This window comes from Streptomyces sp. NPDC046925, from assembly GCF_040644915.1.
Taxonomy (GTDB): domain Bacteria; phylum Actinomycetota; class Actinomycetes; order Streptomycetales; family Streptomycetaceae; genus Streptomyces.
Genome location: NZ_JBEYWZ010000016.1, coordinates 171,712 through 192,704, shown reverse-complemented (window position 1 = coordinate 192,704; position 20,993 = coordinate 171,712). Strand labels below are relative to the sequence as shown.

The following is a 20,993-nucleotide window of genomic DNA, read 5'->3' as shown; positions in this document are numbered from 1 at the left end:
GGCGGGGCGGGGGCTCTCCCCCAGCCCCGCCCCTTGCCGAAATGCGGGCTTCGCCCCGGAGCCTCGTCGTGCGCTACTTCTCCGTATGCGCTACTTCTCCGTCACGCCTGCCGAGTCGAACGTGGCCACCTCGTGCATCGCGCGGGCCGCGCTCTGGACCACCGGCAGGGCCAGGAGGGCGCCCGTGCCCTCGCCCAGGCGGAGATCGAGGTCGACCAAGGGGCGCAGGCCCAGCTTGTTGAGGGCCGCCACGTGGCCCGGCTCCGCGCTGCGGTGGCCCGCGATGCAGGCGGCGAGGACCTCGGGGGCGATGGCACGGGCGACCAGGGCCGCGGCGCCTGCGCTCACGCCGTCCAGGATCACCGGCGTACGGAGGGAGGCGCCGCCCAGGAGCAGGCCCACCATCGCGGCGTGCTCCAGGCCGCCGATCGCCGCGAGGACGCCGATCGGGTCGGCCGGGTCGGGCTGGTGCAGATCGAGGGCGCGGCGGACGACGTCGACCTTGCGGCCGTGCATCTCGTCGTTGATGCCGGTGCCGCGGCCGGTGACCTCGCCCGGGTCCGTGTCGGTGTAGACGGAGATGAGGGCCGCGGACGCCGTGGTGTTCGCGATGCCCATCTCGCCCGTGAGCAGGGCCTTGTTCCCCGCCGCCACCAGGTCGCGGGCGGTCTCGATGCCCACCTCGACGGCCGCCTTGACCTCTTCGCGGCTCAGGGCGGGACCCGTGGTCATGTCGGCCGTGCCCGCGCGGATCTTGCGGGGCAGCAGGCCGGGGGTGGCCGGGAGTTCGCTCGCCACGCCCACGTCGATGACGCAGACCTCGGCGCCGACCTGGTTGGCGAAGGCGTTGCAGACCGCGCCGCCGCCGAGGAAGTTGGCGACCATCTGCGCGGTCACCTCCTGGGGCCAGGCGGTGACGCCCTGGGCGTGCACGCCGTGGTCGCCCGCGAAGATCGCGACGGCCGCGGGCTCCGGGATCGGCGGCGGGCACTGCCGGGAAAGACCGGAGAGCTGCGCGGAGATGATCTCCAGCATGCCGAGCGCGCCCGGCGGCTTCGTCATCCGCTTCTGCCGCTCCCACGCCTCGCCGAGCGCCTTCGCGTCCAGCGGGCGGATGTTGGAGACGGTCTCGGCGAGCAGGTCGTGCGGGTCCTCGCCGGGCAGGGCACGACGGCCGTACGTCTCCTCGTGGACCACCCAGGAGAGCGGGCGGCGCTTGGACCAGCCCGCCTGCATCAGCTCGGGCTCCTCGGGGAACTCGTCGACGTACCCGACGCAGAGATAGGCCACCACTTCGAGGTGCTCGGGCAGGCCGAGGGTCCTGACCATCTCGCGCTCGTCGAAGAAGCTGACCCAGCCGACGCCGAGGCCCTCGGCGCGCGCCGCGAGCCAGAGGTTCTCGACGGCGAGGGCCGAGGAGTACGGCGCCATCTGCGGCTGCGTGTGACGGCCCAGGGTGTGGCGGCCGCCGCGGGTGGGGTCGGCGGTGACGACGATGTTCACCGGGGTGTCGAGGATCGCCTCGATCTTCAGTTCCTTGAACTGCTTCGCGCGGCCCTTGGGGAGCGACTTGGCGTACGCGTCCTTCTGGCGCATGGCCAGTTCGTGCATGGTGCGCCGGGTCTCCGCCGAGCGGATGACGACGAAGTCCCAGGGCTGGGAGTGGCCCACGGAGGGCGCCGTGTGGGCCGCCTCCAGGACGCGGAGCAGCACCTCGTGCGGGATGGCGTCGCTGCGGAAGCCGTTGCGGATGTCGCGGCGTTCGCGCATGACGCGGAGCACGGCTTCGCGCTCGGCGTCGTCGTAGGCGGGGGCGGCGGGCGCGTCCGACTCCGTGACCTGTTCGGGGGCCGGCTCCGCGACCGGCTCGGGCGGCAGCATCGCTTCCGGTTCCGTGGCCTGCTCCGGGAGGCTCGCGGCGTCCGGGGCTTCCGGCGCCGGGTCGGCGGCTTCGGTCGCCTCGGCGGGATCGGCTCCGGCGGCGGCCACCGGCTCGGGGGCCGCTGCCTGCTCGGGGGCCGCTGCCTGCTCGGGGGCCGCTGCCTGCTCGGGGGCTTCTGCCTGCTCGGGGGCTTCCGTCGGCTGGGGGGCTTCGGTCACTGCCGTTGCCTCCGCTTCTGCGGGTGCGTCGTCCACGTCGAGGGGCAGGGCTTCGGCCACCGGTTCCGGCATGCCGTGCGCGGGCTCTTCCGCCGGGGCGGGTGCGTCAGCCGCCTCGGCGGTCCCGCCGTCGCGGGGGGCGGGCACGGTGGCCGCGGGCTGCGGCGACACGGGCTCGGGGATCTCGGCGACCGCCGCGGCCTCGGGGGCTTCGGGGGCTTCGGCGACTTCGAGGAGGGCTGAGGGCTCCTGGGCCTCCGGGACACCGGGGGTCTGCGGGGCCTGCGGTGTCTCTGACGTCTCCGGCGTTTCCGGCGTTTCCGGAGCAGCGGCTGCCGGTACGGCGTCCGGTGCGGGGGACACGGCCTCGGCGGCGGGCTCCGGCTGGGCGTCGGGGGCGTCGGGCTGCGGGGCCTCGAAGTGCTCCGGGGGCACGGACAGGGCGTGCGGGGGCGTCGGGGCCAGGTGGGGCGTGGTCGGCACCGAGCCCTCGACCGGCACGAACTGGCCGAGCGGCGCGGGGGTCTCGGGAGCTTCGAAGGGCTGGCCCGGAGCCTCCGTCTGCTGCGCGGGCTGCGGGATGTGCGGGCCCTGGGCCGTGTGCCCGGCGGCCGCGAGCGGCGCGTCCGACCAGGGCTGCGCCCCCGCCACGGCGAACTGCGGCTGGCCGGAACCCGGCACGTGCACGGACTGACCGACAACGAACTGCTCGGCATCGGCGGTGAGCGGGAGCTCCTGGCCCGCTTCCGCGACGGGCGCGGGCTCGGACGCCTCCGCGGCCGACAGGTCCGCGGCCGCGGGCTGCCCGGCTTCGGCGACGGCGTGCGCGAACTGGTCGTCCGCCGCGACGCCTTGCGCGACCGCGGCGTCGGCGGCGTCCGCGGCCTGCGGGAAGGAGGACCCGGCGGCAAGCGAGTCCTGTGCGTTCTGCGGGTCCTGCGGGTTCTGTGTGCCCTGTGCAACCTGTGCGTCCGGTGCACCTTCTGTGACAGGTGTGGCGTCGGGGACGACCGTTTCTGCTGGGGCGGCAGACTGCGCGGGCTGGGCGTGCTGTGCGGGCTGCGTGGGCTGAGGCGTCCACGGCGTCGCGCCCTGCGGCGTGATCTCACCGAGCTGCGGGCCCGGCAGCATGCCTTCCGCGTCACGCGGGATGTCGAGGTACTCGGGTCCGACCGTGGGCGGCCCCGCGTGCCGCACGGGCACGGAGTGCTGCGGAGCACCGGCCGGACCGCGGTCGGCGAGCGAACGTACGGGGCTTCCCGCGCCGTCGGGCACGGCGGGACCCGAAGGCCCCCGGTGCAGCGGACGGCGGGAGGGGCCGGGGTGCGAGGCGGGCGCGGGCGTGGGCGCGCCGGGCAGCCGGACGCCGTTCAGATCGACCGAACCGCTGTCCCGGCCTGCCATTTCGTGCGGGCCCGGCTGATGCGCGGCGTGCGGCTGAGCGGCGGGTTGCTGGGCCGCGGACTGCTGGGCGACGGACTGCGGGCCGGCCGCGTACTGGCCGACGAGGTGCTGCTCGGCGGAGTGCTGGCCGCCCGCCGAATGACCGGCCGAATGCCGACCGCCGCCGGACTGGCCGTTGACCGCATGACCGTTGACGGAGTCATCACCCACGGAACCCGCGGAGCCCACTGAACCCACGGAACCCACGGAACCCACGGAACCCGCAGACCCCACGGACTGCTCCCCCATGGCCGAGTCGGACACCGGCTGACCGGCCCCCGGCGCGAAAGCCGCCTGCTGGGCCCCCATGGACTGCGCGCCCACCGGCTGGGCGACGCCGTACTGGTCGGCCACCGGCTGCGGCGCGGCCGACTGCGGCTCGCTCCAGGCGCCCTGGGCACCCGGCATCAGAAGGAGGTCGTCATCGTCGGCGGGGGCGACACTCGCGGCGGGGTTCTCGGAGGGGTCGAGGTAGGTGTACGCGTCCGGGGCGGGGACGCCCGGCTGCTCCACCATGCCTGCGTTCTCCGGCAGTCCCTCGCCCGGGACCTGGCCGGTGTCGGTCATGCGTAACCCCTCGCCCATCGGTTAGTGCTTCTTCGACCGCCCCTCAGCCTTAGGCCGGGGAAGCCCCATTGCCCGGAGCGGCGCACCAACCGCCCGTCAGTCTCAACGAGCGTGCGCGCCGCGCGGCACGAACCGCGTACGGACAACAGGCATTGTCCCGGTCTGCCGACCTCTGCGGCGGCTTGATCCGCAACGGCCCGCTGTGGGCTGCGCCACGTTGCGCGCCCTCCGGTCCTGCCGTACCACACACCCCCCAAAACGGGCGAGCTTTCCGGACATTGGACAACTATTCGCCGGGCACTCGGTGCGGTACAACGATCGGCCAGCCTACCCCGCACCGTGCGGCAACAGGGTCACGGGGCGCGATCGGGCAACTGTCCGGAGAGCAGGAAGACCACGGTGCGCTCCCGCTCCGTCCACGCGCGCGTGTCGAGCTCGACGGACTGGAGCAGCGCGCATTCCACCGTGTATCCGTGCTCCGTGAGGTCCCTGCCGATGAGTTCGGCGGCGTCGCGGGTCGACGCGTGCGTCACGATGCGTGCCGGGCGGCGGTCGGCGACGGCGGAGACCACGGCGGCTCCCCCGCCCCCGACCCGTACGACATCCGGCTCGGGAAGGTCTTCGAGGGCGTGCGGCGCGGTGCCGTGCACGATCTGCGGCTGCACGCCGAAGTGGCGGGCGACCGACTGGGTGCGGGCGCAGGCGTCGGGGTCGGCGTCGACGGCGATGACGGCGGCGCCGAAGCGGGCGGCCTCGGCGGTGAAGGCGCCGCTGCCGCAACCGATGTCCCAGACCAGGTCGCCCACGCGAGGGCCGATGCGGGCCAGTTGGGCGGCCCGCAGACGGTCGCTCTCGCCCTCGCCGAGGTGGGCCTCGCCTCCGTAGGCGGGGGCGGGCAGCGCCCATCCGCGCGGGGTGCCGGGGTCGCGTCCCGCGATCCAGCCGGTGTCCGACGCGGCGACCGGGCCGCCGATGACGATGACGACGTTCGGGTCGCGCCAGGTGTGGTCGGCGGCCTTGTCCGAGGTGAGGACGGTGACCTGTTCGCGCTCGGTGCCCAGCTCCTCGCAGATCACGAAGGTCCGGTGGACGCCCTGGAGGAGCAGTCCGAGCTCGGCGGGCCCCGCGCCCGGTGAGGTGAGGACGGCGACCTTGGTGTGCGCGCGGCAGACGTTCACCGCCCGGCGCAGCGTGCGGGGGTGGGCGACCACGACCTGGGCGTCGTCCCAGGGCATTCCGGCGCGGGCGAAGGCCTGGGCGACGGAGGAGACGCCGGGCACCACTTCGACCTCGAGGCCGAATTCGGGGGCGCGCAGGGTGCGGACGACGCCGAAGAATCCGGGGTCGCCGTCGGCGAGGACGACGGCGGTGCCGCGGTGGGCGGCGATGCGGCGGGCGGCCAGGCTCACGCTGCCCAGGCGGATCCGCTCGGCGGCCGGTGGTACTTCGGCGAGCGCCAGGTGGTGGGCGGCGCCCGCGACGAGGGTGGCGGCGCCGAGCGCCGAACGCGCGGCGGCGGTCAGCGGCGAACCGTCCCAGCCGATCACCGTGACGCGGTCGGCCATCTTCGTCTGTCTCCCGGGGTCGTTCTCGCTGGGCGTGTGAGGGGCCGGTGTCGCGTGTAGGGGGCAACCGCGTATGGCCAGGGGCGAGCGTACCTGGTGGGGCCCGGAGGTGGTGGAGGGGCGGTTGGGGACGGAGGGATCAGTTCCAGTCGGAGTACGCGCTGAAGCCGCTTTCGGCGAGCTGCTCGCCGACTCCTTCCAGGTCCTCGGGGAGCAGGCTCCACACGATGAGGTCGGTGCGGACGTCGATCCAGCCGCCGAACGGGTCGCCGCCGTTCCTCGTACGCGCTATCCAGGCGCCCCGCAGGACTCCCTCGCTGATGCAGCCGATCTTCTGTGCGACCTGCTGGGCGGCGGTGTTGTCGGCGGCGGTGCGCAGCTCGATGCGCTCGAAGCGCTGGTCGTTGAAGAGCCACTGGGCGGTGGCGAGCGCCGCCTCCGACGCGTAGCCCTCGCCGCGGGCCCAGGGGGCGACGACGTAGTTGAGTTCGGTGGAGCGCACGCGCCAGCTGGTGTCGCGCAGTTGCACCGTGCCGACCAGGCGCTGGGTGAGGAACTCCGCGACGGCGAGGGAGATTCCGCGGCCCTCGGTGCGCTCGGCGGGGGCGAGCCGGGTGATCCAGTCGCGGGCGTCGTCCTCGGTGTAGGGCTGGGGCGCGGAGGTCCAGGCGGTGACCATCTCGTCGTTCATCATCTCCGCGTACGCGGAGACGTCGGCTTCCTCGAACGGGCGCAGCACCAACCGCTCCGTGCTGATGGAGATGTCGGGGAAGGAAGTCATGCGCTGCTCCGTAACCTGGAACCCTCGGGCCTGCTGAAGAGCCCAGCATGCAGCATGTCGGCGCGCAAACCCACCACGGGGTCCACTCCCGTATCAGGAGTGGACCCCGTGTCGAGGGCGGGAACGGACTGTGCGTCAGCTCGTTTCCACGGGCAGGACAGAGCCCTTGTACTTGTCCTCGATGAACTGCTTCACCCGTGGTGAAGTCAGCAGCTCGGCCAGCTTTTTCACCCGTGGATCGTCCTGGTCGCCCTTCTTGACGGCGAGGACGTTGTTGTACGGATTGTCCTTGGGCGACTCGAGAAGGATGGCGTCCTTCTTGGGGCTGAGTCCGGCGTCGAGCGCGTAGTTGTTGTTGATGACCGCGGCTTCGACGTCTTCCAGGGAGCGGGGCAGCTGGGCGGGTTCCAGCGGCTTGATGGTGAGCTTCTTCGGGTTGGACGTGATGTCCTCGGGGGTGGCGTTCGCACCGGCCCCCTTCTTGAGCCCGATGACGCCCTTGGAGGCGAGGAGTTCGAGCGCCCTGCCCTCGTTGGTGGTGTCGTTCGGGACGGCGACGGTCGCACCGGCGGGCAGCTCGGTGACGTCCTTCGTCTTCTTCGCGTACACCCCCATCGGCGGCAGATAGACCTCGGTCACCGGCGTCAGCTCCGTCTTCTTGGACTTGTTGAAGTCCTCCAGGTACGGGGCGTGCTGGTAGAGGTTGGCGTCGAGGGAGCCTTCCTGGAGCGCGGTGTTCGGCGTGACGTAGTCCGTGAACTCCGTGATCCTGAGGTCGAGCCCTTCCTTCTGCGCGAGGTTCTCCTTGATGTACGTGAGGACTTCGCCGGCCGGGGTCGGGGTGGCGCCGACGGTGAGCGTCTCACCGTCGGAGCCCGACCCCGATCCGGAACCGCACGCGCTCAGGCCGAGCGTGAGCGCGAGGGTTCCGGTGACGGCGGCCGTGACGTGCCCGCGCATGATCAGAACGCCGCGACGACGGCACCGTCGTACTTGTCGTCGATGAACTTCTTGACCTCGGGCGAGGTGAGCAGCTTGGCGAGCTTCTTGACGCGCGGGTCGCTCTCGTCGCCCTTCTTCACGGCGAGGAAGTTGCCGTAGGGGTTGCCCTTGGCGGGCTCGGCGACGAGGGCGTCCTTGGCCGGGCTGAGCTTGGCCTCCAGGGCGTAGTTGCCGTTGATCACCGCGGCGTCGACGTCACCGAGGGAGCGGGGCACCTGGGCCGCTTCGAGCTCCTTGAACTTGAGGTTCTTCGGGTTCTTCGAGACGTCCTTGGGGGTGGCCGAGTAGCCGACGCCCTTCTTGAGCTCGATCAGGCCGTTCTCGGCCAGGAGCTTGAGCGCGCGGGCCTCGTTGGTGGTGTCGTTCGGCAGGGCGACCGTGGCGCCCTTCTTCAGGTCGTCGAGCTTCTTGACGCTCTTGGAGTAGACGCCGAGCGGCTCCAGGTGCACCGTCGCGTTCGGGACGGGCACGATGTCCGTGCCGTTCTTCTTGTTGAAGTCGTCCAGGTACGGCTTGTGCTGGAAGTAGTTCGCGAAGACCTCGCCCTGCTGGACGGCGGTGTTCGGCGTGACGTAGTCGGTGAACTCGCGGATCTCGATGTCGAGACCGGCCTTCTTGGCCAGGTTCTTCTTGACGTATTCGAGGATCTCGCCCTGCGGCGTCGGGGTGGCGGCGACGATGAGCTTGCCGTCCTTGTCCGCGGCGGAGTCCTTGTCGGAGCCGCAGGCGGAGAGACCGAGGGTGAGGGCTCCGGCAGCGAGGACAGCGGTGGTGATCTTGGCGGTGTTACGCACGAAAAGTGCCTTTCTCCATGGGTGGTACGCCCCGCGATGGGGTGTGCGGGGTGAGTTTCGGGAATCCGTCGACGGTGACGGTCAGGAGGCCTTCGACGGCGCGAGCTTGAGGAAGCGCAGACGCGGTGCCGCGCCCGAGTGGCCGCCGCGCCGGTGGAGCCTGCGGGCCGCGTAGTCGCCCGCGAACTGGATGATCGAGATGACGACGGCGAGGACGCCGACGGTGATCCACATCAGTTCGGTCTCGAAGCGCTGGTAGCCGTAGCGGATGGCGATGTCGCCGAGTCCGCCCGCGCCGACGGCGCCGGTGATGGCCGAGTAGCCGATGATCGTGACGATCGTCGTGGTGGTGCTGGAGATCAGCGAGGGCAGCGACTCCGGCACGAGGACCTTGCGTACGACGGTCCAGGTGTTGCCGCCCATCGACTGCACGGCCTCGACGAGACCGCCGTCGACCTCGCGCACCGCGGTCTCCACGAGCCGTGCGAAGAACGGCGTGGCGCCGATCGCGAGCGGCACGATGGCGGCCTCGCGGCCGATCGTCGTGCCGGTGATCCAGCGCGTGAAGCCCATCAGGGCCACCATCAGGATGATGAAGGGCATCGAGCGCGCGATGTTCACGATCTGCCCGATGAGCTTGTTCACCACGGTGTTCTGCAGCAGCCCGCCGCGGTCGGTGAGGACCAGCAGGATGCCGAGCGGAAGTCCGGCGACGACGGCTATCAGCGTCGACCAGCCCACCATGTAGAGGGTGTCCCAACAGGCCTGCTCCAGCAGGGGCTGCATCTCCGACCAGGTCACTTGGCACCTTCCTTGACCAGCAGCGTGGCGTCCTTGGGCGTGGTCGCGGGGTCCTGTCCCGCGATGTCCACCTGCAGTCCCTGCTCGCGCAGGAAGCCGATCGGCACGACGTTCTCCTCGAAGCGTCCGGGCAGTTCGATGCGCATGCGGCCGACCTGCTTGCCCGCGACGGTGTCCATCGCGGCGCCGAGGATCGAGATGTCGATGTTGTACGTGCGCGACAGCTGGGAGATGACCGGCTGGGTCGCGGCCTCGCCGTGGAAGGTCACGTCGACGACGGTGCGGTTCTCGCCCGTGGCGTCGCCGCTGACCGGGAAGAGCGCGGCGGCCAGCTCGGAGCCGGGCGTCGCGAGCAGTTCGGTGACGGTGCCGGACTCGACGATCTGTCCGTTCTCCATGAGGGCCGCGGAGTCGCAGACGCTCTTGACGACGTCCATCTCGTGCGTGATCAGCAGGACGGTCAGGCCGAGCTGCTGGTTGAGGTCGCGCAGGAGCTGGAGGATGGAGCGGGTGGTCTCCGGGTCGAGGGCGCTGGTCGCCTCGTCGGAGAGCAGCACCTTCGGGTCGCCGGCGAGCGCGCGGGCGATGCCCACGCGCTGCTTCTGGCCGCCGGAGAGCTGCGCGGGGTAGGACTTCGCCTTGTCGGCGAGGCCGACCAGGTCGAGCAGTTCGAGCGCCTTGCGGGAGCGCTCGACGCCGCTGAGACCGAGGATCTCCAGGGGCAGCTCGACGTTGTCCTTGACGGTGCGCGAGGACAGCAGGTTGAAGTGCTGGAAGACCATGCCGATGCGGCTGCGCGCCCGGCGCAGGTCCTTGCTCGCGCGGCTGCCGCGCCCGGCGAGGGCGGTGAGGTCCTGACCGGCGACGGACACGGTGCCGGCGGTGGGGCGCTCCAGGAGGTTCACGCAGCGGATCAGGGAGGATTTGCCGGCGCCGGACTGGCCGATGACGCCGTACACCTCGCCTTCGCGGACATGCAGATCGACGCCGTCGAGGGCAGTTACTTCACGACCGCGTGAGCGGTAGACCTTGGTGAGGCCGGAAGTGGTGATCACAGGGGTTTCCGTCACTGTCGAGTGCGCGGCGCGGTTCTCGCCGGGCACGGGGCATTCGTGGGGAACGCGGCACGGTTTCTCGCGGTGGCGAAAAGAACCGGAGGACGTGTGCGCGGGGCAGGCTCGCTTCCTACGTCATGTACATGCAGTACGTGGCACAGGGCGGCACAGCGGCTTCGCTTCGGGGCGCGATGCTCAGGGGTGGTGCGGGGGCCCTCAGAAGGCGCACATTCGACACATACAACGAGCACCGGGCGTCGTGATCGCCTCGGTCGCAGGGGTGCGGCTGCTCGTCGTGGTCATGTGGACCAGTAAAACACGCGTGCGTCCGCGACCTGCCACGGTCGTCCGCTATACGGACAGCCCGTGGACAGGCGCGGACGCTTCACGGTGTGTGCTCAGACCTCGGCGGTGATCTCCACGCCACCCTCGGTGGCCTGTGCGGACACGGCCGAGAGGTCCTTCACGACCACATCGGCAGAGAGTTCGCCCGCGGTGTGCGTTGTGGCCAACGCCACGGTGGTCATGCCAGCCGCGCGGCCCGCCGTCAGGCCCGCGGGGGCGTCCTCGAAGACGACGCAGCGCGCCGGATCGACGCCCAGCTTCGCGGCCGCGAGCAGGAAGGGCTCCGGGTCGGGCTTGCCGCGCGTGATGTCGTCGGCGGCGACCACCGTCCCGGCCTCGATGCCGACCTCGGCGAGCCGGGCCTCCGCCAGGCGCCGCCCGGCGGAGGTGACGACGGCCCAGCGCTCGGGCGGCAGGGATTCGAGCAGCTCACGGGTGCCGGGAAGGAGCACGACACCGCCCGCGACGTCGGAGACCTCGAGCTCCTCGATGCGGGCGACGGCCTCGGCCACGCGCTCGGCGGCCAGCATGTCGGCGATGATCTCGGCGGCGGGGCGGCCGTGCAGTTCGACCCGCTCGAATTCCTCGGCGGTGATCCCGTACTCCTGCGCCAAGCGCCTCCAGCAGCGGTACACCGACTCCATGGAGGAGATGAGGGTGCCGTCGTTGTCGAACAGGAGCGCTTCAGCGTGGATCTTCATGGTGTCCGAGCGTACGGGGCACCCCCGGGGTGCGCGCATCGGGTCATAGGGCCCGTAATAAAGTCACCGCATGCTTGTTGCCCTGACGATCGCGACCGCCGTGGCCGCGCTCGTACTCGCCGCGTGGTGCGGTTTCGCCGCCTACCGGGACCAGCCGACCAAGGACTGGCACTTCATCGGCATGGCCGTGGTGACGTTCCTGGCCACCGTCCAGCTGATCGTCGGCATCGTCCAGCTGGCGCGGGGCGAGAAGCCGGAGCAGGGCACGACGATCTTCGTTTCGTATCTCGTCGGCTCCTTCGCCTGCATCCCGGCCGCGGGCTTCATGTCCCTGGCCGAGCGCACCCGCTGGGGCTCCATCACCGTCGCCGCGGGCGGCGTGGTCCTTGCCGTGCTCCAGGTGCGGCTCTACGACATCTGGGGAGGCTGAGGTGACGGTGACAGAGCCCGACGAGCGCGAGGCCGGCGCCGCCCGCAAGAGGCTGATCGGCGGGCCCGGCATTCTTCTGGTGTGGCTGTACGGGGTGATGGTGGTCGGCGCCGTGTCGCGCTCCGCCGTGCAGATCTCGACGGACTTCCACAAGGCCCCGCTCGCGTACACGCTGTCCGCGCTCGCGGGCCTCGTCTACGGATTCATCACGTACTCGCTCGTGCGCGGCGGCGAGAAGGCCCGCAAGGCGGCGCTGGTGTGCTGCGCCGCCGAGCTGGTGGGCGTCCTCGCGGTGGGGACCTGGACGCTGGTGGAGCCATCCGCCTTCCCCGACGCCACGGTGTGGTCGGACTTCGGAATGGGCTATCTGTTCATCCCGGTGATCCTGCCGGTCACCGCGATCTTCTGGCTGAACAAAGCGCGCCGCGCGGGGCGCTAGACGCTGGCCGCATACGCCCCCGCGGTCGTCTCCTTCGAGAGCGTGACCAGCGTGAGCCGGTCGTTCACGTGTTGGGTCTTCACCGCCGCATAACCATGCTTGCGGTAGAGCTGGAGGTTCTGTTCGCTGCGGTGGCCGCTGGAGAGCTGGAAGCACTTGGCGGTGCCGCCCGCTCCGAGCCGCCGCTCTATCGCGTCCAGGAGCCTGCCGCCCAGGCCGTGGCGCTGCATCCTGGGGTGGACGATGAGTTTGTCGATCCGCGCCGTGCCGTCGGGGTCGACCGTGCCGCGCACCGAGGCGACGACTTCGTCGCCGAGGCGGGCCACCAGCACGTTGCCGCCGGTCAGTTCGGCCTTGATGGAGTCGAGGGACTGTGTGAGCGGCTCGATGGAGTAGTCGCCGTACAGCTCGGCCTCGCTCTGGTAGCACAGGTACTGCAGTTTGAGGATCTTCTCGGCGTCCTGTCCGCCCGCCTCCGAGATGGTCACGCTCATGCCCATGTGTGCATGCCTCCCGCTCACCTGCTCCGCCGGTTGTCTATCGCTCCCTTCCCCGCGGTGCAGGAGCTGCAACCTCCGCCGCGAGCATTCTGCGCAGGCATCCCAGGCAACGGGAACGTTCAGGCCCCAGGCTGCCCTGTGACATTCCCAACTCGCCTGCGATCTCCCGGTAGGTGAGGTCCTTGGGGGAGAGCAGCGCCGCCATGAGGCCGGGGCAGCGGCCGGGCAGTCTGCGCACCGCCGCGTACAGGGTGCGGTCGCGGTCGGCCCGCAACGCGCGCTGCTCCGGGTCGCCCTCGGTGTCGTCGGCGGGCTCGGTCGCGTACGCCACTTCGCGCTCGGCCGTATGCCGGGTCAGCCGCGCCTCGGAGGCGACGGCGGCGCGCAGCCAGGTGGCCGGGTCGGCGGGTGGGTCGGCGGCGTCCATGCGTTCGAGGAGGCGCAGCCAGACGGCCTGTTCGAGGTCGCCGGGGTCGGCCCCGGAGCCGTGCGCCGCGGCGGAGGCCTCGGCGGCGAGCAGCGGGCGCAGGGCGGGGATCAGCGGATGAGTCATGCAGGGCTGAGTCATGCAAGACGTGACGCGGCCGCCCCGGCAGGAGGTTGCCGGAGCGGCCGTCTGTCACCCCAACCGGGACGTGCAGGTCAGCCGTTGACGAAGTCCTCGCGGGCGAGGAGCGCGGTGTCGCAGTTGTCGGAGAAGATCCCGTCGATGCCCGTCTCGAAGTACGCCTTGAAGGCGCCGAAGGCGTCCCCGTAGGCGTTCGGGTCCGTGCCCTTCTTGAAGTTGGCGGGCAGGAAGGTGTTCTCGTTGCGCATCGTGTACGGGTGCAGGATCAGGCCCGCCTTGTGCGCGTCCTTGACCAGGGTGGACGGGGTGCCGAGGCTGCCGTCCGCCTTCTTCGGGATGACCAGATCGAGCGTGGGGCCGATGCCCTGCGCGAACGACGCCATCCACCGCAGGCCCTCGGGCTTGATGAGGTCGGCGACGGTGCGCGGATCGCCCGCCTCGACGAAGTCCCAGGGGCGCGAGCCCGCGGTCGAGAGGAGCACCACGAGCGGCGGGTCGACCAGCTTGTTCAGGCGCTGGATGCTGCTGGGCTCGAAGGACTGCAGGAAGTTCGGCGAGTTCTTCTTGTGCCGCCCGTACTTGCGCAGGAGCTTGGCCAGCGGCTCCTCCAGGCCGAGGCCCAGCTTGCGGAAGTACGTGGGGTGCTTGGTCTCGATGTGCAGCCAGATCCGCTTGCCGTGGGTGCGCTCCTGCTTCTCCGCCCACCGGAAGACCTCCTCCAGGGTGGGCACGTCCCAGCGGCCGTCGTAGAGGGTGTTGCGCTGGCGGGTGCCGGGGATGCGCTCCTTGGCGCGCAGCGTCTTCAGCTCGGCGAGCGTGAAGTCCTCGGTGAACCAGCCGGTGAGCGAGGCGCCGTCCACGGACTTGGTGGTCTTGCGGTCCGCGAACTCGGGGTGCGCGGAGACGTCCGTGGTCGCGGTGATGTCGTTCTCGTGACGGCATACGAGATGGCCGTCCTTGGTGGGTACGACGTCCTGCTCGATGACGTGCGCGCCCATGTCGAGGGCGAGCTGGTACGAACCGAGCGTGTGCTCGGGCCGGTAGCCGCTGGTGCCGCGGTGCGCGACGACCGTGGGCACCGGCAGGTCCTTGTAGCCCCCGTGCCCGTGCTTCGCGTCGGCTCTCGCCACGCCGGGCAGTCCTGCGGCGACGGTGCCCGCCCCCAGGACGGCCGCTCCCAGGAGCGCGCGCCGCCCCGGCCGCCGATCCCCCGACCCCGACCGACCCGACTTCTGCGTAGCCATTGAGCGCTCCTCCCGATGTGCCGCCTTGAACCTGACAAAGCGGCACGATCGTAGGTGGCCGCACGTGACGGAAGGGAGACCCTGGACCGAACGGAAGGGTGACGCCGGATGGCGACTGGTGTGCGTGGCGGGATCCGGCCGGGTCCCGGGCCGGGCGGACGGCCCTCGAACTCCGTGGCAGCGTGTGACCGCAAAGCGTGACAAGGACCACTAGGGCGCGCCACATGCCTCACACAGGGATAACGTCGTCACAGGGAGGGTGTTTCGAGGGCTGCATCCCGCGCTCGCACGTCAACTCTGCGTATCGAGTGCGTGAACCCGATGTGCGGTGAGCGGTGGGCCGCGAGTATCGTCCTCACCTGCACATACCCGTCGTCGACCCGTTGACACCGGAGGGCCCGTTGTCCCGTCTCGCGCTCATCAAGGCTGTGCTCGGACCGATCTTGCGTCTGATGTTCCGCCCTCGGGTGGAAGGCGCCGAGAACATTCCGGGCACCGGTCCGGTCATCATGGCCGGAAACCACCTCACGTTCATCGACTCGATGATCATGCCCCTCGTCTGCCCGCGTCCCGTGTACTTCATCGGCAAGGACGAGTACGTCACGGGCAAGGGACTCAAGGGCCGCATGATGGCCTGGTTCTTCACCGGCTCCGGCATGATCCCCGTGGACCGCGACGGCGGCCACGGCGGTGTCGCTGCCCTGATGACGGGCCGGCGCATCCTGGAGGAGGGCAAGCTCTTCGGCATCTACCCCGAGGGCACCCGCTCCCCCGACGGCCGCCTGTACCGCGGCCGCACCGGTATCGCCCGGCTCACCCTGATGACCGGCGCGCCCGTCGTCCCCTTCGCGATGATCGGCACCGACAAGCTCCAGCCCGGCGGCAAGGGCCTCCCGCGCCCGGGCCGCGTCACGGTGCGCTTCGGCGAGCCGATGGAGTTCTCGCGGTACGAGGGCATGGACCGTGACCGCTATGTCCTGCGGGCGGTGACGGACTCCGTCATGACGGAGGTCATGCAGCTCTCCGGCCAGGAGTACGTGGACATGTACGCCACGAAGGCGAAGGCGGCGTAGGCCTGCGAGGCTCGTTGGCATAAAGCTGCGCCCGCACCGGCGCCGGGGGTTCCCCTCGGCACCAGTGCGGGCGTTTCGTTCTTCCTGCGGGCCGGCTGTGGCCGGTCGCGCCCGCGCGGCCCAGCCGCATGTGTCACAGCCCCGCGCCCCTACGGGGCCCTCAGTGCTCGACGCCGTCCTCCAGCTTCGAGCCCCGGAGCAGGAACCACGCAGCGACCGCAGTGGCGAGCAGCACCGCCGCCCCCACGCCCGCCGCCACCCGCAGGCCGTCCACGAAGGCGTCCTGGGCCGAGGCGAGGAGGGCGTGGGCCTCGTGGGCCGGGAGCCCCGCCGATGACTCCACCGCGCCGCCGAGGGATTCGTGCGCGGCCGACGCCACGTCCGGCGGGGTGCCCGCCGGGGCGGTGAAGCTTCGGTAGACGCCGGTCACGATGGAGCCGAGCAGGGCGATGCCGAGCGCCGCGCCCAGTTCGTACGCCGTCTCGGAGACCGCGGACGCGGCGCCCGCCTGCTCCTTGGGCACGCTGGAGAGGATCACGTCGGCGGTCACGGTGAACGAGAAGCCCGCGCCGATGCCGACGACCAGGAGCGAGGCCCCGAGCAGCGGATAGCCGGTGCTCTGCTCCAGCGTGGTCAGCGCTGCCAGCGCGATGCCCACCGCCGCGAGCCCGCCGGCGACCACCGCACGGACGGAGAACCGCCGTGCGACCACGCCCGCGATCAGACCGGCGGCCACCGCGCCCACCGCCGCGGGCAGCTCGGCGAGGCCCGCCTCGAACGGCCGCCTTCCCTGGACCAGTTGCAGGAACTGGGAGAGGAAGAAGACCAGACCCGAGAGTCCGAGCACCGTCAGGAGATCGGCGAGCACCGCACCGGAGAACCCCCGGTTGCGGAAGAGCCGCATGTCCAGGAGCGGCGCCGTCAGCGTGAGCTGGCGCCGTACGAACCAGGTGAGCGCCGCCACGCCGAGCACGGCCGCCACCGCGACGTCCCAGCGGATGCCGTGCGCCGCGGCCTCCTTGATGGCGTACACGACGGCGATCATGCCGATGAGCGAGAGCACGACGCTGATCAAATCCCACGGGCCCGGCGCCGGGTTCTTCGACTCGGGCAGGAACTTGATGCCGACGAGGACCAGGACCGCCATCACGGGCAGGTTGATCAGGAAGACCGAGCCCCACCAGAAGTGTTCGAGCAGGAAACCGCCGACGACCGGACCGACGGCGGCGCCGGCCGACGCCATCGCGCCCCAGATGCCGACCGCGAGGCTGCGCTCGCGCGGGTCGTGGAAGATGTTGCGGATCAGCGCCAGGGTCGACGGCATCAGCGTCGCGCCCGCGACACCGAGCAGCGCGCGGGCCAGCATGAGGAGTTCGGGGCTGGTCGCATAGGCGTTGAGCACCGAGACGCCGCCGAAGGCGACCGCGCCTATCAGCAGGAGCTTCTTGCGGCCGATACGGTCACCGAGGCTGCCCATGGAGACGAGCAGACCGGCGATGACGAACGAGTACACGTCGCCGATCCACAGCAGCTGCGTGCCGGTCGGCTTGAGATCCTCGCTGATGTACGGCGTCGCGAGGCCCAGCACCGTCGCGTCCACGGCGACGAGCAGCACGGCGAGGACCAGCACGGCGAGCGCGAGCCAGCGGCCGGGGCTGCGCTCGACCTCCGCCGACGCGGTCCGCTGTTCGATGCTGGTCATGGTTCCACTCTCCGTTGTGCGCCGCCGATCAGCAGCTCGGCGATCATGTGTGTGAAGTCCTTGGCGGCCACGCGGCCGTCCAGTACGGCCCAGGCGCCCGCGCCGATGAGTCCGTACAGCGCCTCGGTGAGCCAGACGGAGCTCAGGTCGATGCGGAACTCGCCGCTCTCCTGGCCGCGCCTGAAGAGCGCGCCGATGCTGTCGTCGAGCCGGGACCAGCCCGCGTTCTGCGGTTCGTCCTCGAAGAGCTGGTTCTCGGTGACGAGGAACGCGAGCAGCCCCGCGGCCGGCTGGATCTCCTTCACCAGGCGGCGCAGGGCCTCCTCGGCGCTGTCCTCGCCCAGGCGGGCCGCTTCCAGGGCGGCCTCGCACTCCTGGATGCCGAGCTCCTCCAGGGCGCGTACGAGGGCGTCGCGCCCGGCGAAGTGGCGGTGCAGGGTGGCCCGGCTGATCCCCGCCGCACGCGCCACCTCGTCCATCGTGGAGGAGCCTTTGCGGGTGAGGAGCGCCGCGGCGCTGCGCAGCACCTGGTCTCGATCGACTGACATGAGACAACCATAGACCAGGTGAGACAAAAATGTCTCACGAGATACGTGTGACGATCACCCGGAAGTCGTTGCGGAGGATTCTCAGTGCCAGGGCAGCTGCCCGCGCCGCTCCCAGTACGCGCCCGGCTCCTCGGCGAGCGACCCGAGGCGCTCGACCTGCTCCTCGTCGAGGTCGACGGCCGCCGCGTGCAGGTTCGAGACGAGCTGGACCGAGGTGGCGGCGCCGGAGAGGACCACGCCCGCCCACGGCTGACGCAGCACGAGGGCGAGGGCCACCGCGTCGCTGCCGAGCCCGGTCGCCTCCGCGATCTCGCGCAGGGGCGCGGGGGCGTGCGGGTCCGCGAGCCGGCCGTTGGCCATGCCCTCCTTGACCAGGACGGTGAGCCCCGCGTCATGGGCCTCGGCGAGGGCGGGTCCCGCGGAGGTCTCCAGGGCGTTGTAGGTGGCTTGGACGGTGCGGAAGAGCGGCTCGCCGTCCACGGTCACCTCCAGGGCGGCGCGGATCGCGGCGGCCTGCTCCGGGCCGCTCACCGAGAGCCCGACGGTCACGCCGCTCGCGGCAAGGGCGGCGAGTTCGGCGTGCAGTTCCTTGTCGCCGAGCGCGGGACTGTCCGGCGTCACCGAGTGGATCTGATAGAGGTCGAGCCGCTCGCCGAGCAGTTCGGCGCTCTCCGCGCGCTGACGGACGTACGCGGCCAGGCTGTGGTCCTTGACCTCGTGCGGCGGCGCGGCGTCGGCGTCCCAGGCGGCCGTGTACGTATAGCCCCACTTGCTGCCGATGACGACGTCGGTGATGTCGGGCCTCGCGCGCAGCCAGTCGGCGAGGAACTCCTCGGAGCGGCCGTAGGAGCGCGCCGCGTCGATGTACCGGACGCCCGACGCGTAGGCGGCGTCGAGGAGTTCGCCCGTCCGCTCGCGCAGGGCCTCCACGCTGCGTGAGGACGGCAGGTCGGTGTCGCGGCCCAGCGTGATGTAGCCGGGCCTTCCCACGGCGGCAAGGCCGAACCCGATGTGGGCGGTGGGGGTGGTCGCTGCGGCCAGACGCGAGAAAGGCATCGCGGGCTCCGTTCGGTCGGCTCCTTTGGATCCTTGCGGAAGAACGACCAACGTAACCCGCGATGCCCACGTCAACGCGGCACGCGCTGCCCCGGCGTCACTTGCGCGCCGCGGCCCACTCCTGCTGCACCGTCAGATCGGCCTTGACCTCGGCGAGCTGGACGGCGACGGCCGAAGGGGCGGTGCCGCCGCGGCCGTTGCGGGAGGCCAGGGCGCCGGGGACGTTCAGAACGGTCCGGACCTCGGGGGTGAGGTGCTCGGAGATCTTGGCGAACTGCTCGTCGGTCAGCTCGTCGAGCTCGATGCCGTGCGCCTCGCACTCCTTGACGCACTCGCCCGCGACCTCGTGCGCCACCCGGAACGGCACACCCTGCTTGACCAGCCACTCGGCGATGTCCGTGGCGAGCGAGAACCCGGCGGGGGCCAGCTCCTCCATGCGCTCGCGGTGCACCGTGAGCGTCGCCATCATGCCGGTGAAGGCGGGGAGCAGGACCTCCAGCTGGTCGCAGGAGTCGATGACCGGCTCCTTGTCCTCCTGCAAGTCGCGGTTGTACGCGAGCGGGAGCGCCTTCAGGGTCGCCATCAGGCCCGTGAGGTTGCCGATGAGGCGGCCCGACTTGCCGCGCGCCAACTCGGCGATGTCCGGGTTCTTCTTCTGCGGCATGATCGACGAGCCGGTCGAGAAGGCGTCGTGGAGCGTGACGAAGGAGAACTCCTTCGTGTTCCACAGGATGATCTCCTCGGCGATCCGGGAGAGGTTCACGCCGATCATCGCGGTGACGAAGGCGAACTCCGCCGCGAAGTCGCGCGACGCCGTCCCGTCGATGGAGTTGGCCGCCGAGCCGCGCTCGAAGCCGAGGTCCGCGGCGACGGCCTCGGGGTCGAGGCCGAGAGAAGACCCCGCGAGCGCGCCCGAACCGTACGGCGACACGGCCGTGCGCTCGTCCCACTGCCGCAGGCGCTCGGCGTCCCGGGAGAGGGACTGGACGTGCGCGAGGACGTGGTGCGCGAAGAGCACCGGCTGGGCGTGCTGGAGGTGCGTGCGCCCCGGCATGGCGACGTCCGGGTGCGCCTCGGCGAGGCCGACGAGCGCGCCCTGGAGGTCGGCGATCAGGCCGCCGATGATCCGGGCGTGGTCCCGCAGGTACATCCGGAAGAGCGTCGCCACCTGGTCGTTGCGCGAGCGGCCCGCGCGCAGCTTGCCGCCGAGGTCCGCGCCGAGCCGCTCCAGGAGGCCGCGCTCCAGGGCGGTGTGCACGTCCTCGTCCGCGATGGTGCCGACGAACTCCCCCGAGGCCACGTCGGCCTCCAGGAGGTCGAGCCCGGCCAGCATGCGGGTCAGCTCGTCCTCGGTGAGGAGCCCCGCCTTGTGGAGCACGCGCGCGTGGGCGCGGGAACCGGCGATGTCGTACGGCGCGAGGCACCAGTCGAAGTGGACCGATGCCGACAGCTTGGCCAGCGCCTCTGCCGGGCCGTCCGCGAACCGGCCGCCCCAGAGCCGCACGTCACCGCCGTTGTTGCTGCTCACTTCACGTACTCCCTTAACCCGCATAACCGCATTCGCCGTCATGCATGAGTATGCAGTGCTCCGTATGTTTCGTCAATCCAGTCACGACGTCACGAAGCGGTCGGAGTCGCGGCGCGAGAAGTCGTTAGACAAGCGAACGACCGGGGCGAATAATCCCCGGACATGGGAAAGACCTACGAACGCATAGACGGCAGACTCCGCTCGTTCATCGAGGCCCAGCCCGTCTTCTTCACCGCGACCGCGCCCCTCTCCGACGACGGCACGATCAACCTCTCGCCCAAAGGTCTCACCGGCTCGTTCGCCGTCGTCGACGAACACACCGTGGCCTATCTGGACTTCGCGGGCAGCAACGCCGAGACGGTCGCGCATCTGCGCGAGAACGGCCGCATCACCCTCATGTGGTGCGCCTTCCAGGGCCCGCCGAACATCGTCCGGGTGCACGGCCGCGGCGAGCCCGTCTTCCGCGACGACCCCCGCTGGGCCGAACTGCTCGGACACTTCCCCGGCATCGACCCGACCCCGCACGGGCTGCGCGCGATCATCGTCGTGACGGCCGAACTCGTCCGCGACACCTGCGGATACGGGGTGCCCTTCATGTCGTACGACGAGGACCGCGACCTGCACGCCAGGCGCTTCGCGCGCGAGGACGACGCGTCGCTGAGCGAGTACTTCACCAAGAAGGAGCACATCGCACGGAGCATCGACGGCCTGCCCGGGCTGCCGCTGCCCCTGCCTCCCAGTACGGTCTGAG

The 20,993-nt window shown here is 71.0% G+C and carries 19 protein-coding genes; 4 read left to right on the top strand and 15 right to left on the bottom strand.

What is annotated here, in order from left to right; genetic code table 11:
• Positions 1-90 precede the first annotated feature (90 nt).
• The 8 genes from cobT to ABZ906_RS40705 form a co-directional block, all read right to left on the bottom strand.
• The gene (cobT, locus tag ABZ906_RS40740) at positions 91-4,110 is read right to left on the bottom strand and encodes a nicotinate-nucleotide--dimethylbenzimidazole phosphoribosyltransferase (RefSeq protein WP_361391470.1); all 4,020 of its coding nucleotides are present in this window, start codon (positions 4,108-4,110) and stop codon (positions 91-93) included.
• Positions 4,111-4,463: 353 nt separating this feature from the next.
• Positions 4,464-5,675, bottom strand: a complete 1,212-nt coding sequence (gene cbiE, locus ABZ906_RS40735; RefSeq protein WP_361391467.1) for a precorrin-6y C5,15-methyltransferase (decarboxylating) subunit CbiE — start codon at positions 5,673-5,675, stop codon at positions 4,464-4,466.
• A 139-nt stretch (positions 5,676-5,814) separates the two neighbouring features.
• Positions 5,815-6,456, bottom strand: a complete 642-nt coding sequence (locus tag ABZ906_RS40730) for a GNAT family N-acetyltransferase (RefSeq protein ID WP_361192686.1) — start codon at positions 6,454-6,456, stop codon at positions 5,815-5,817.
• Positions 6,457-6,591: 135 nt separating this feature from the next.
• A complete protein-coding gene (locus tag ABZ906_RS40725) occupies positions 6,592-7,416 on the bottom strand; it encodes a MetQ/NlpA family ABC transporter substrate-binding protein (RefSeq protein WP_361391464.1) in 825 nt (274 codons plus the stop codon).
• A gap of 2 nt (positions 7,417-7,418) precedes the next feature.
• Positions 7,419-8,252: a MetQ/NlpA family ABC transporter substrate-binding protein gene (locus ABZ906_RS40720; protein ID WP_361391461.1), complete on the bottom strand. Its 834-nt coding sequence runs from the start codon at positions 8,250-8,252 to the stop codon at positions 7,419-7,421.
• 81 nt (positions 8,253-8,333) lie between these two features.
• Complete coding sequence (locus ABZ906_RS40715; protein ID WP_361192690.1) at positions 8,334-9,053, bottom strand: methionine ABC transporter permease; 720 nt, start codon at positions 9,051-9,053, stop codon at positions 8,334-8,336.
• A complete protein-coding gene (locus ABZ906_RS40710) occupies positions 9,050-10,108 on the bottom strand; it encodes an ATP-binding cassette domain-containing protein (protein WP_361391458.1) in 1,059 nt (352 codons plus the stop codon). Before ABZ906_RS40710 ends, ABZ906_RS40715 begins: the two co-directional genes overlap by 4 nt.
• A 398-nt stretch (positions 10,109-10,506) precedes the next feature.
• Positions 10,507-11,154, bottom strand: coding sequence for an HAD-IA family hydrolase (locus ABZ906_RS40705; RefSeq protein ID WP_361391455.1), 648 nt, complete (start codon positions 11,152-11,154; stop codon positions 10,507-10,509).
• 70 nt (positions 11,155-11,224) lie between these two features.
• Between ABZ906_RS40705 and ABZ906_RS40700 the strand changes: the two genes are divergently transcribed.
• On the top strand, positions 11,225-11,584 hold the full coding sequence (locus ABZ906_RS40700; RefSeq protein WP_361192696.1) for a hypothetical protein: 360 nt from the start codon (positions 11,225-11,227) through the stop codon (positions 11,582-11,584).
• Between the two features lie 7 nt (positions 11,585-11,591).
• Positions 11,592-12,023 carry a hypothetical protein gene (locus ABZ906_RS40695; protein WP_361192777.1) on the top strand — a complete coding sequence of 144 codons (432 nt, stop codon included), beginning with the start codon at positions 11,592-11,594 and terminating at the stop codon, positions 12,021-12,023.
• On the opposite strand, the gene ABZ906_RS40690 is transcribed toward ABZ906_RS40695, so the two are convergent.
• The 3 genes from ABZ906_RS40690 to ABZ906_RS40680 all read right to left on the bottom strand — a co-directional run bounded on the left by ABZ906_RS40690 (position 12,020) and on the right by ABZ906_RS40680 (position 14,335).
• The gene (locus ABZ906_RS40690) at positions 12,020-12,523 is read right to left on the bottom strand and encodes a GNAT family N-acetyltransferase (protein WP_361391452.1); all 504 of its coding nucleotides are present in this window, start codon (positions 12,521-12,523) and stop codon (positions 12,020-12,022) included. The two genes, ABZ906_RS40695 and ABZ906_RS40690, sit on opposite strands and share 4 nt — an antisense overlap.
• Before the next feature lie 37 nt (positions 12,524-12,560).
• Positions 12,561-13,076: a sigma-70 family RNA polymerase sigma factor gene (locus ABZ906_RS40685; protein WP_361192702.1), complete on the bottom strand. Its 516-nt coding sequence runs from the start codon at positions 13,074-13,076 to the stop codon at positions 12,561-12,563.
• Between the two features lie 89 nt (positions 13,077-13,165).
• Complete coding sequence (locus ABZ906_RS40680) at positions 13,166-14,335, bottom strand: glycerophosphodiester phosphodiesterase (RefSeq protein ID WP_361391449.1); 1,170 nt, start codon at positions 14,333-14,335, stop codon at positions 13,166-13,168.
• A gap of 452 nt (positions 14,336-14,787) precedes the next feature.
• Between ABZ906_RS40680 and ABZ906_RS40675 the strand changes: the two genes are divergently transcribed.
• On the top strand, positions 14,788-15,408 hold the full coding sequence (locus tag ABZ906_RS40675; protein ID WP_361192707.1) for a lysophospholipid acyltransferase family protein: 621 nt from the start codon (positions 14,788-14,790) through the stop codon (positions 15,406-15,408).
• Between the two features lie 160 nt (positions 15,409-15,568).
• On the opposite strand, the gene ABZ906_RS40670 is transcribed toward ABZ906_RS40675, so the two are convergent.
• From ABZ906_RS40670 to argH, 4 genes are all read right to left on the bottom strand, one after another.
• The gene (locus tag ABZ906_RS40670; protein WP_361391446.1) at positions 15,569-17,110 is read right to left on the bottom strand and encodes an MFS transporter; all 1,542 of its coding nucleotides are present in this window, start codon (positions 17,108-17,110) and stop codon (positions 15,569-15,571) included.
• A complete protein-coding gene (locus ABZ906_RS40665; protein ID WP_361192711.1) occupies positions 17,107-17,658 on the bottom strand; it encodes a TetR/AcrR family transcriptional regulator in 552 nt (183 codons plus the stop codon). The genes ABZ906_RS40670 and ABZ906_RS40665 overlap by 4 nt, the downstream gene beginning before the upstream one ends.
• Before the next feature lie 81 nt (positions 17,659-17,739).
• Complete coding sequence (locus ABZ906_RS40660) at positions 17,740-18,714, bottom strand: aldo/keto reductase (protein WP_361391443.1); 975 nt, start codon at positions 18,712-18,714, stop codon at positions 17,740-17,742.
• A 97-nt stretch (positions 18,715-18,811) separates the two neighbouring features.
• A complete protein-coding gene (gene argH, locus ABZ906_RS40655) occupies positions 18,812-20,242 on the bottom strand; it encodes an argininosuccinate lyase (RefSeq protein WP_361391440.1) in 1,431 nt (476 codons plus the stop codon).
• A 162-nt stretch (positions 20,243-20,404) separates the two neighbouring features.
• Between argH and ABZ906_RS40650 the strand changes: the two genes are divergently transcribed.
• Positions 20,405-20,992: a pyridoxamine 5'-phosphate oxidase family protein gene (locus ABZ906_RS40650; RefSeq protein WP_361391437.1), complete on the top strand. Its 588-nt coding sequence runs from the start codon at positions 20,405-20,407 to the stop codon at positions 20,990-20,992.
• Position 20,993 lies beyond the last annotated feature (1 nt).

Bases quoted from the DNA above. Each gene is read 5' to 3' on its own strand.
- ABZ906_RS40700 (WP_361192696.1), top strand. From the start codon at position 11,225: ATGCTTGTTGCCCTGACGATCGCGACCGCCGTGGCCGCGCTCGTACTC.
- ABZ906_RS40670 (WP_361391446.1), bottom strand. From the start codon at position 17,110: ATGACCAGCATCGAACAGCGGACCGCGTCGGCGGAGGTCGAGCGCAGC.
- ABZ906_RS40685 (WP_361192702.1), bottom strand. From the start codon at position 13,076: ATGACTCATCCGCTGATCCCCGCCCTGCGCCCGCTGCTCGCCGCCGAG.
- ABZ906_RS40660 (WP_361391443.1), bottom strand. From the start codon at position 18,714: ATGCCTTTCTCGCGTCTGGCCGCAGCGACCACCCCCACCGCCCACATC.
- ABZ906_RS40680 (WP_361391449.1), bottom strand. From the start codon at position 14,335: ATGGCTACGCAGAAGTCGGGTCGGTCGGGGTCGGGGGATCGGCGGCCG.
- ABZ906_RS40730 (WP_361192686.1), bottom strand. From the start codon at position 6,456: ATGACTTCCTTCCCCGACATCTCCATCAGCACGGAGCGGTTGGTGCTG.
- ABZ906_RS40665 (WP_361192711.1), bottom strand. From the start codon at position 17,658: ATGTCAGTCGATCGAGACCAGGTGCTGCGCAGCGCCGCGGCGCTCCTC.
- cobT (WP_361391470.1), bottom strand. From the start codon at position 4,110: ATGACCGACACCGGCCAGGTCCCGGGCGAGGGACTGCCGGAGAACGCA.
- ABZ906_RS40705 (WP_361391455.1), bottom strand. From the start codon at position 11,154: ATGAAGATCCACGCTGAAGCGCTCCTGTTCGACAACGACGGCACCCTC.
- ABZ906_RS40690 (WP_361391452.1), bottom strand. From the start codon at position 12,523: ATGGGCATGAGCGTGACCATCTCGGAGGCGGGCGGACAGGACGCCGAG.
- ABZ906_RS40675 (WP_361192707.1), top strand. From the start codon at position 14,788: ATGTTCCGCCCTCGGGTGGAAGGCGCCGAGAACATTCCGGGCACCGGT.
- ABZ906_RS40650 (WP_361391437.1), top strand. From the start codon at position 20,405: ATGGGAAAGACCTACGAACGCATAGACGGCAGACTCCGCTCGTTCATC.
- ABZ906_RS40725 (WP_361391464.1), bottom strand. From the start codon at position 7,416: ATGCGCGGGCACGTCACGGCCGCCGTCACCGGAACCCTCGCGCTCACG.
- cbiE (WP_361391467.1), bottom strand. From the start codon at position 5,675: ATGGCCGACCGCGTCACGGTGATCGGCTGGGACGGTTCGCCGCTGACC.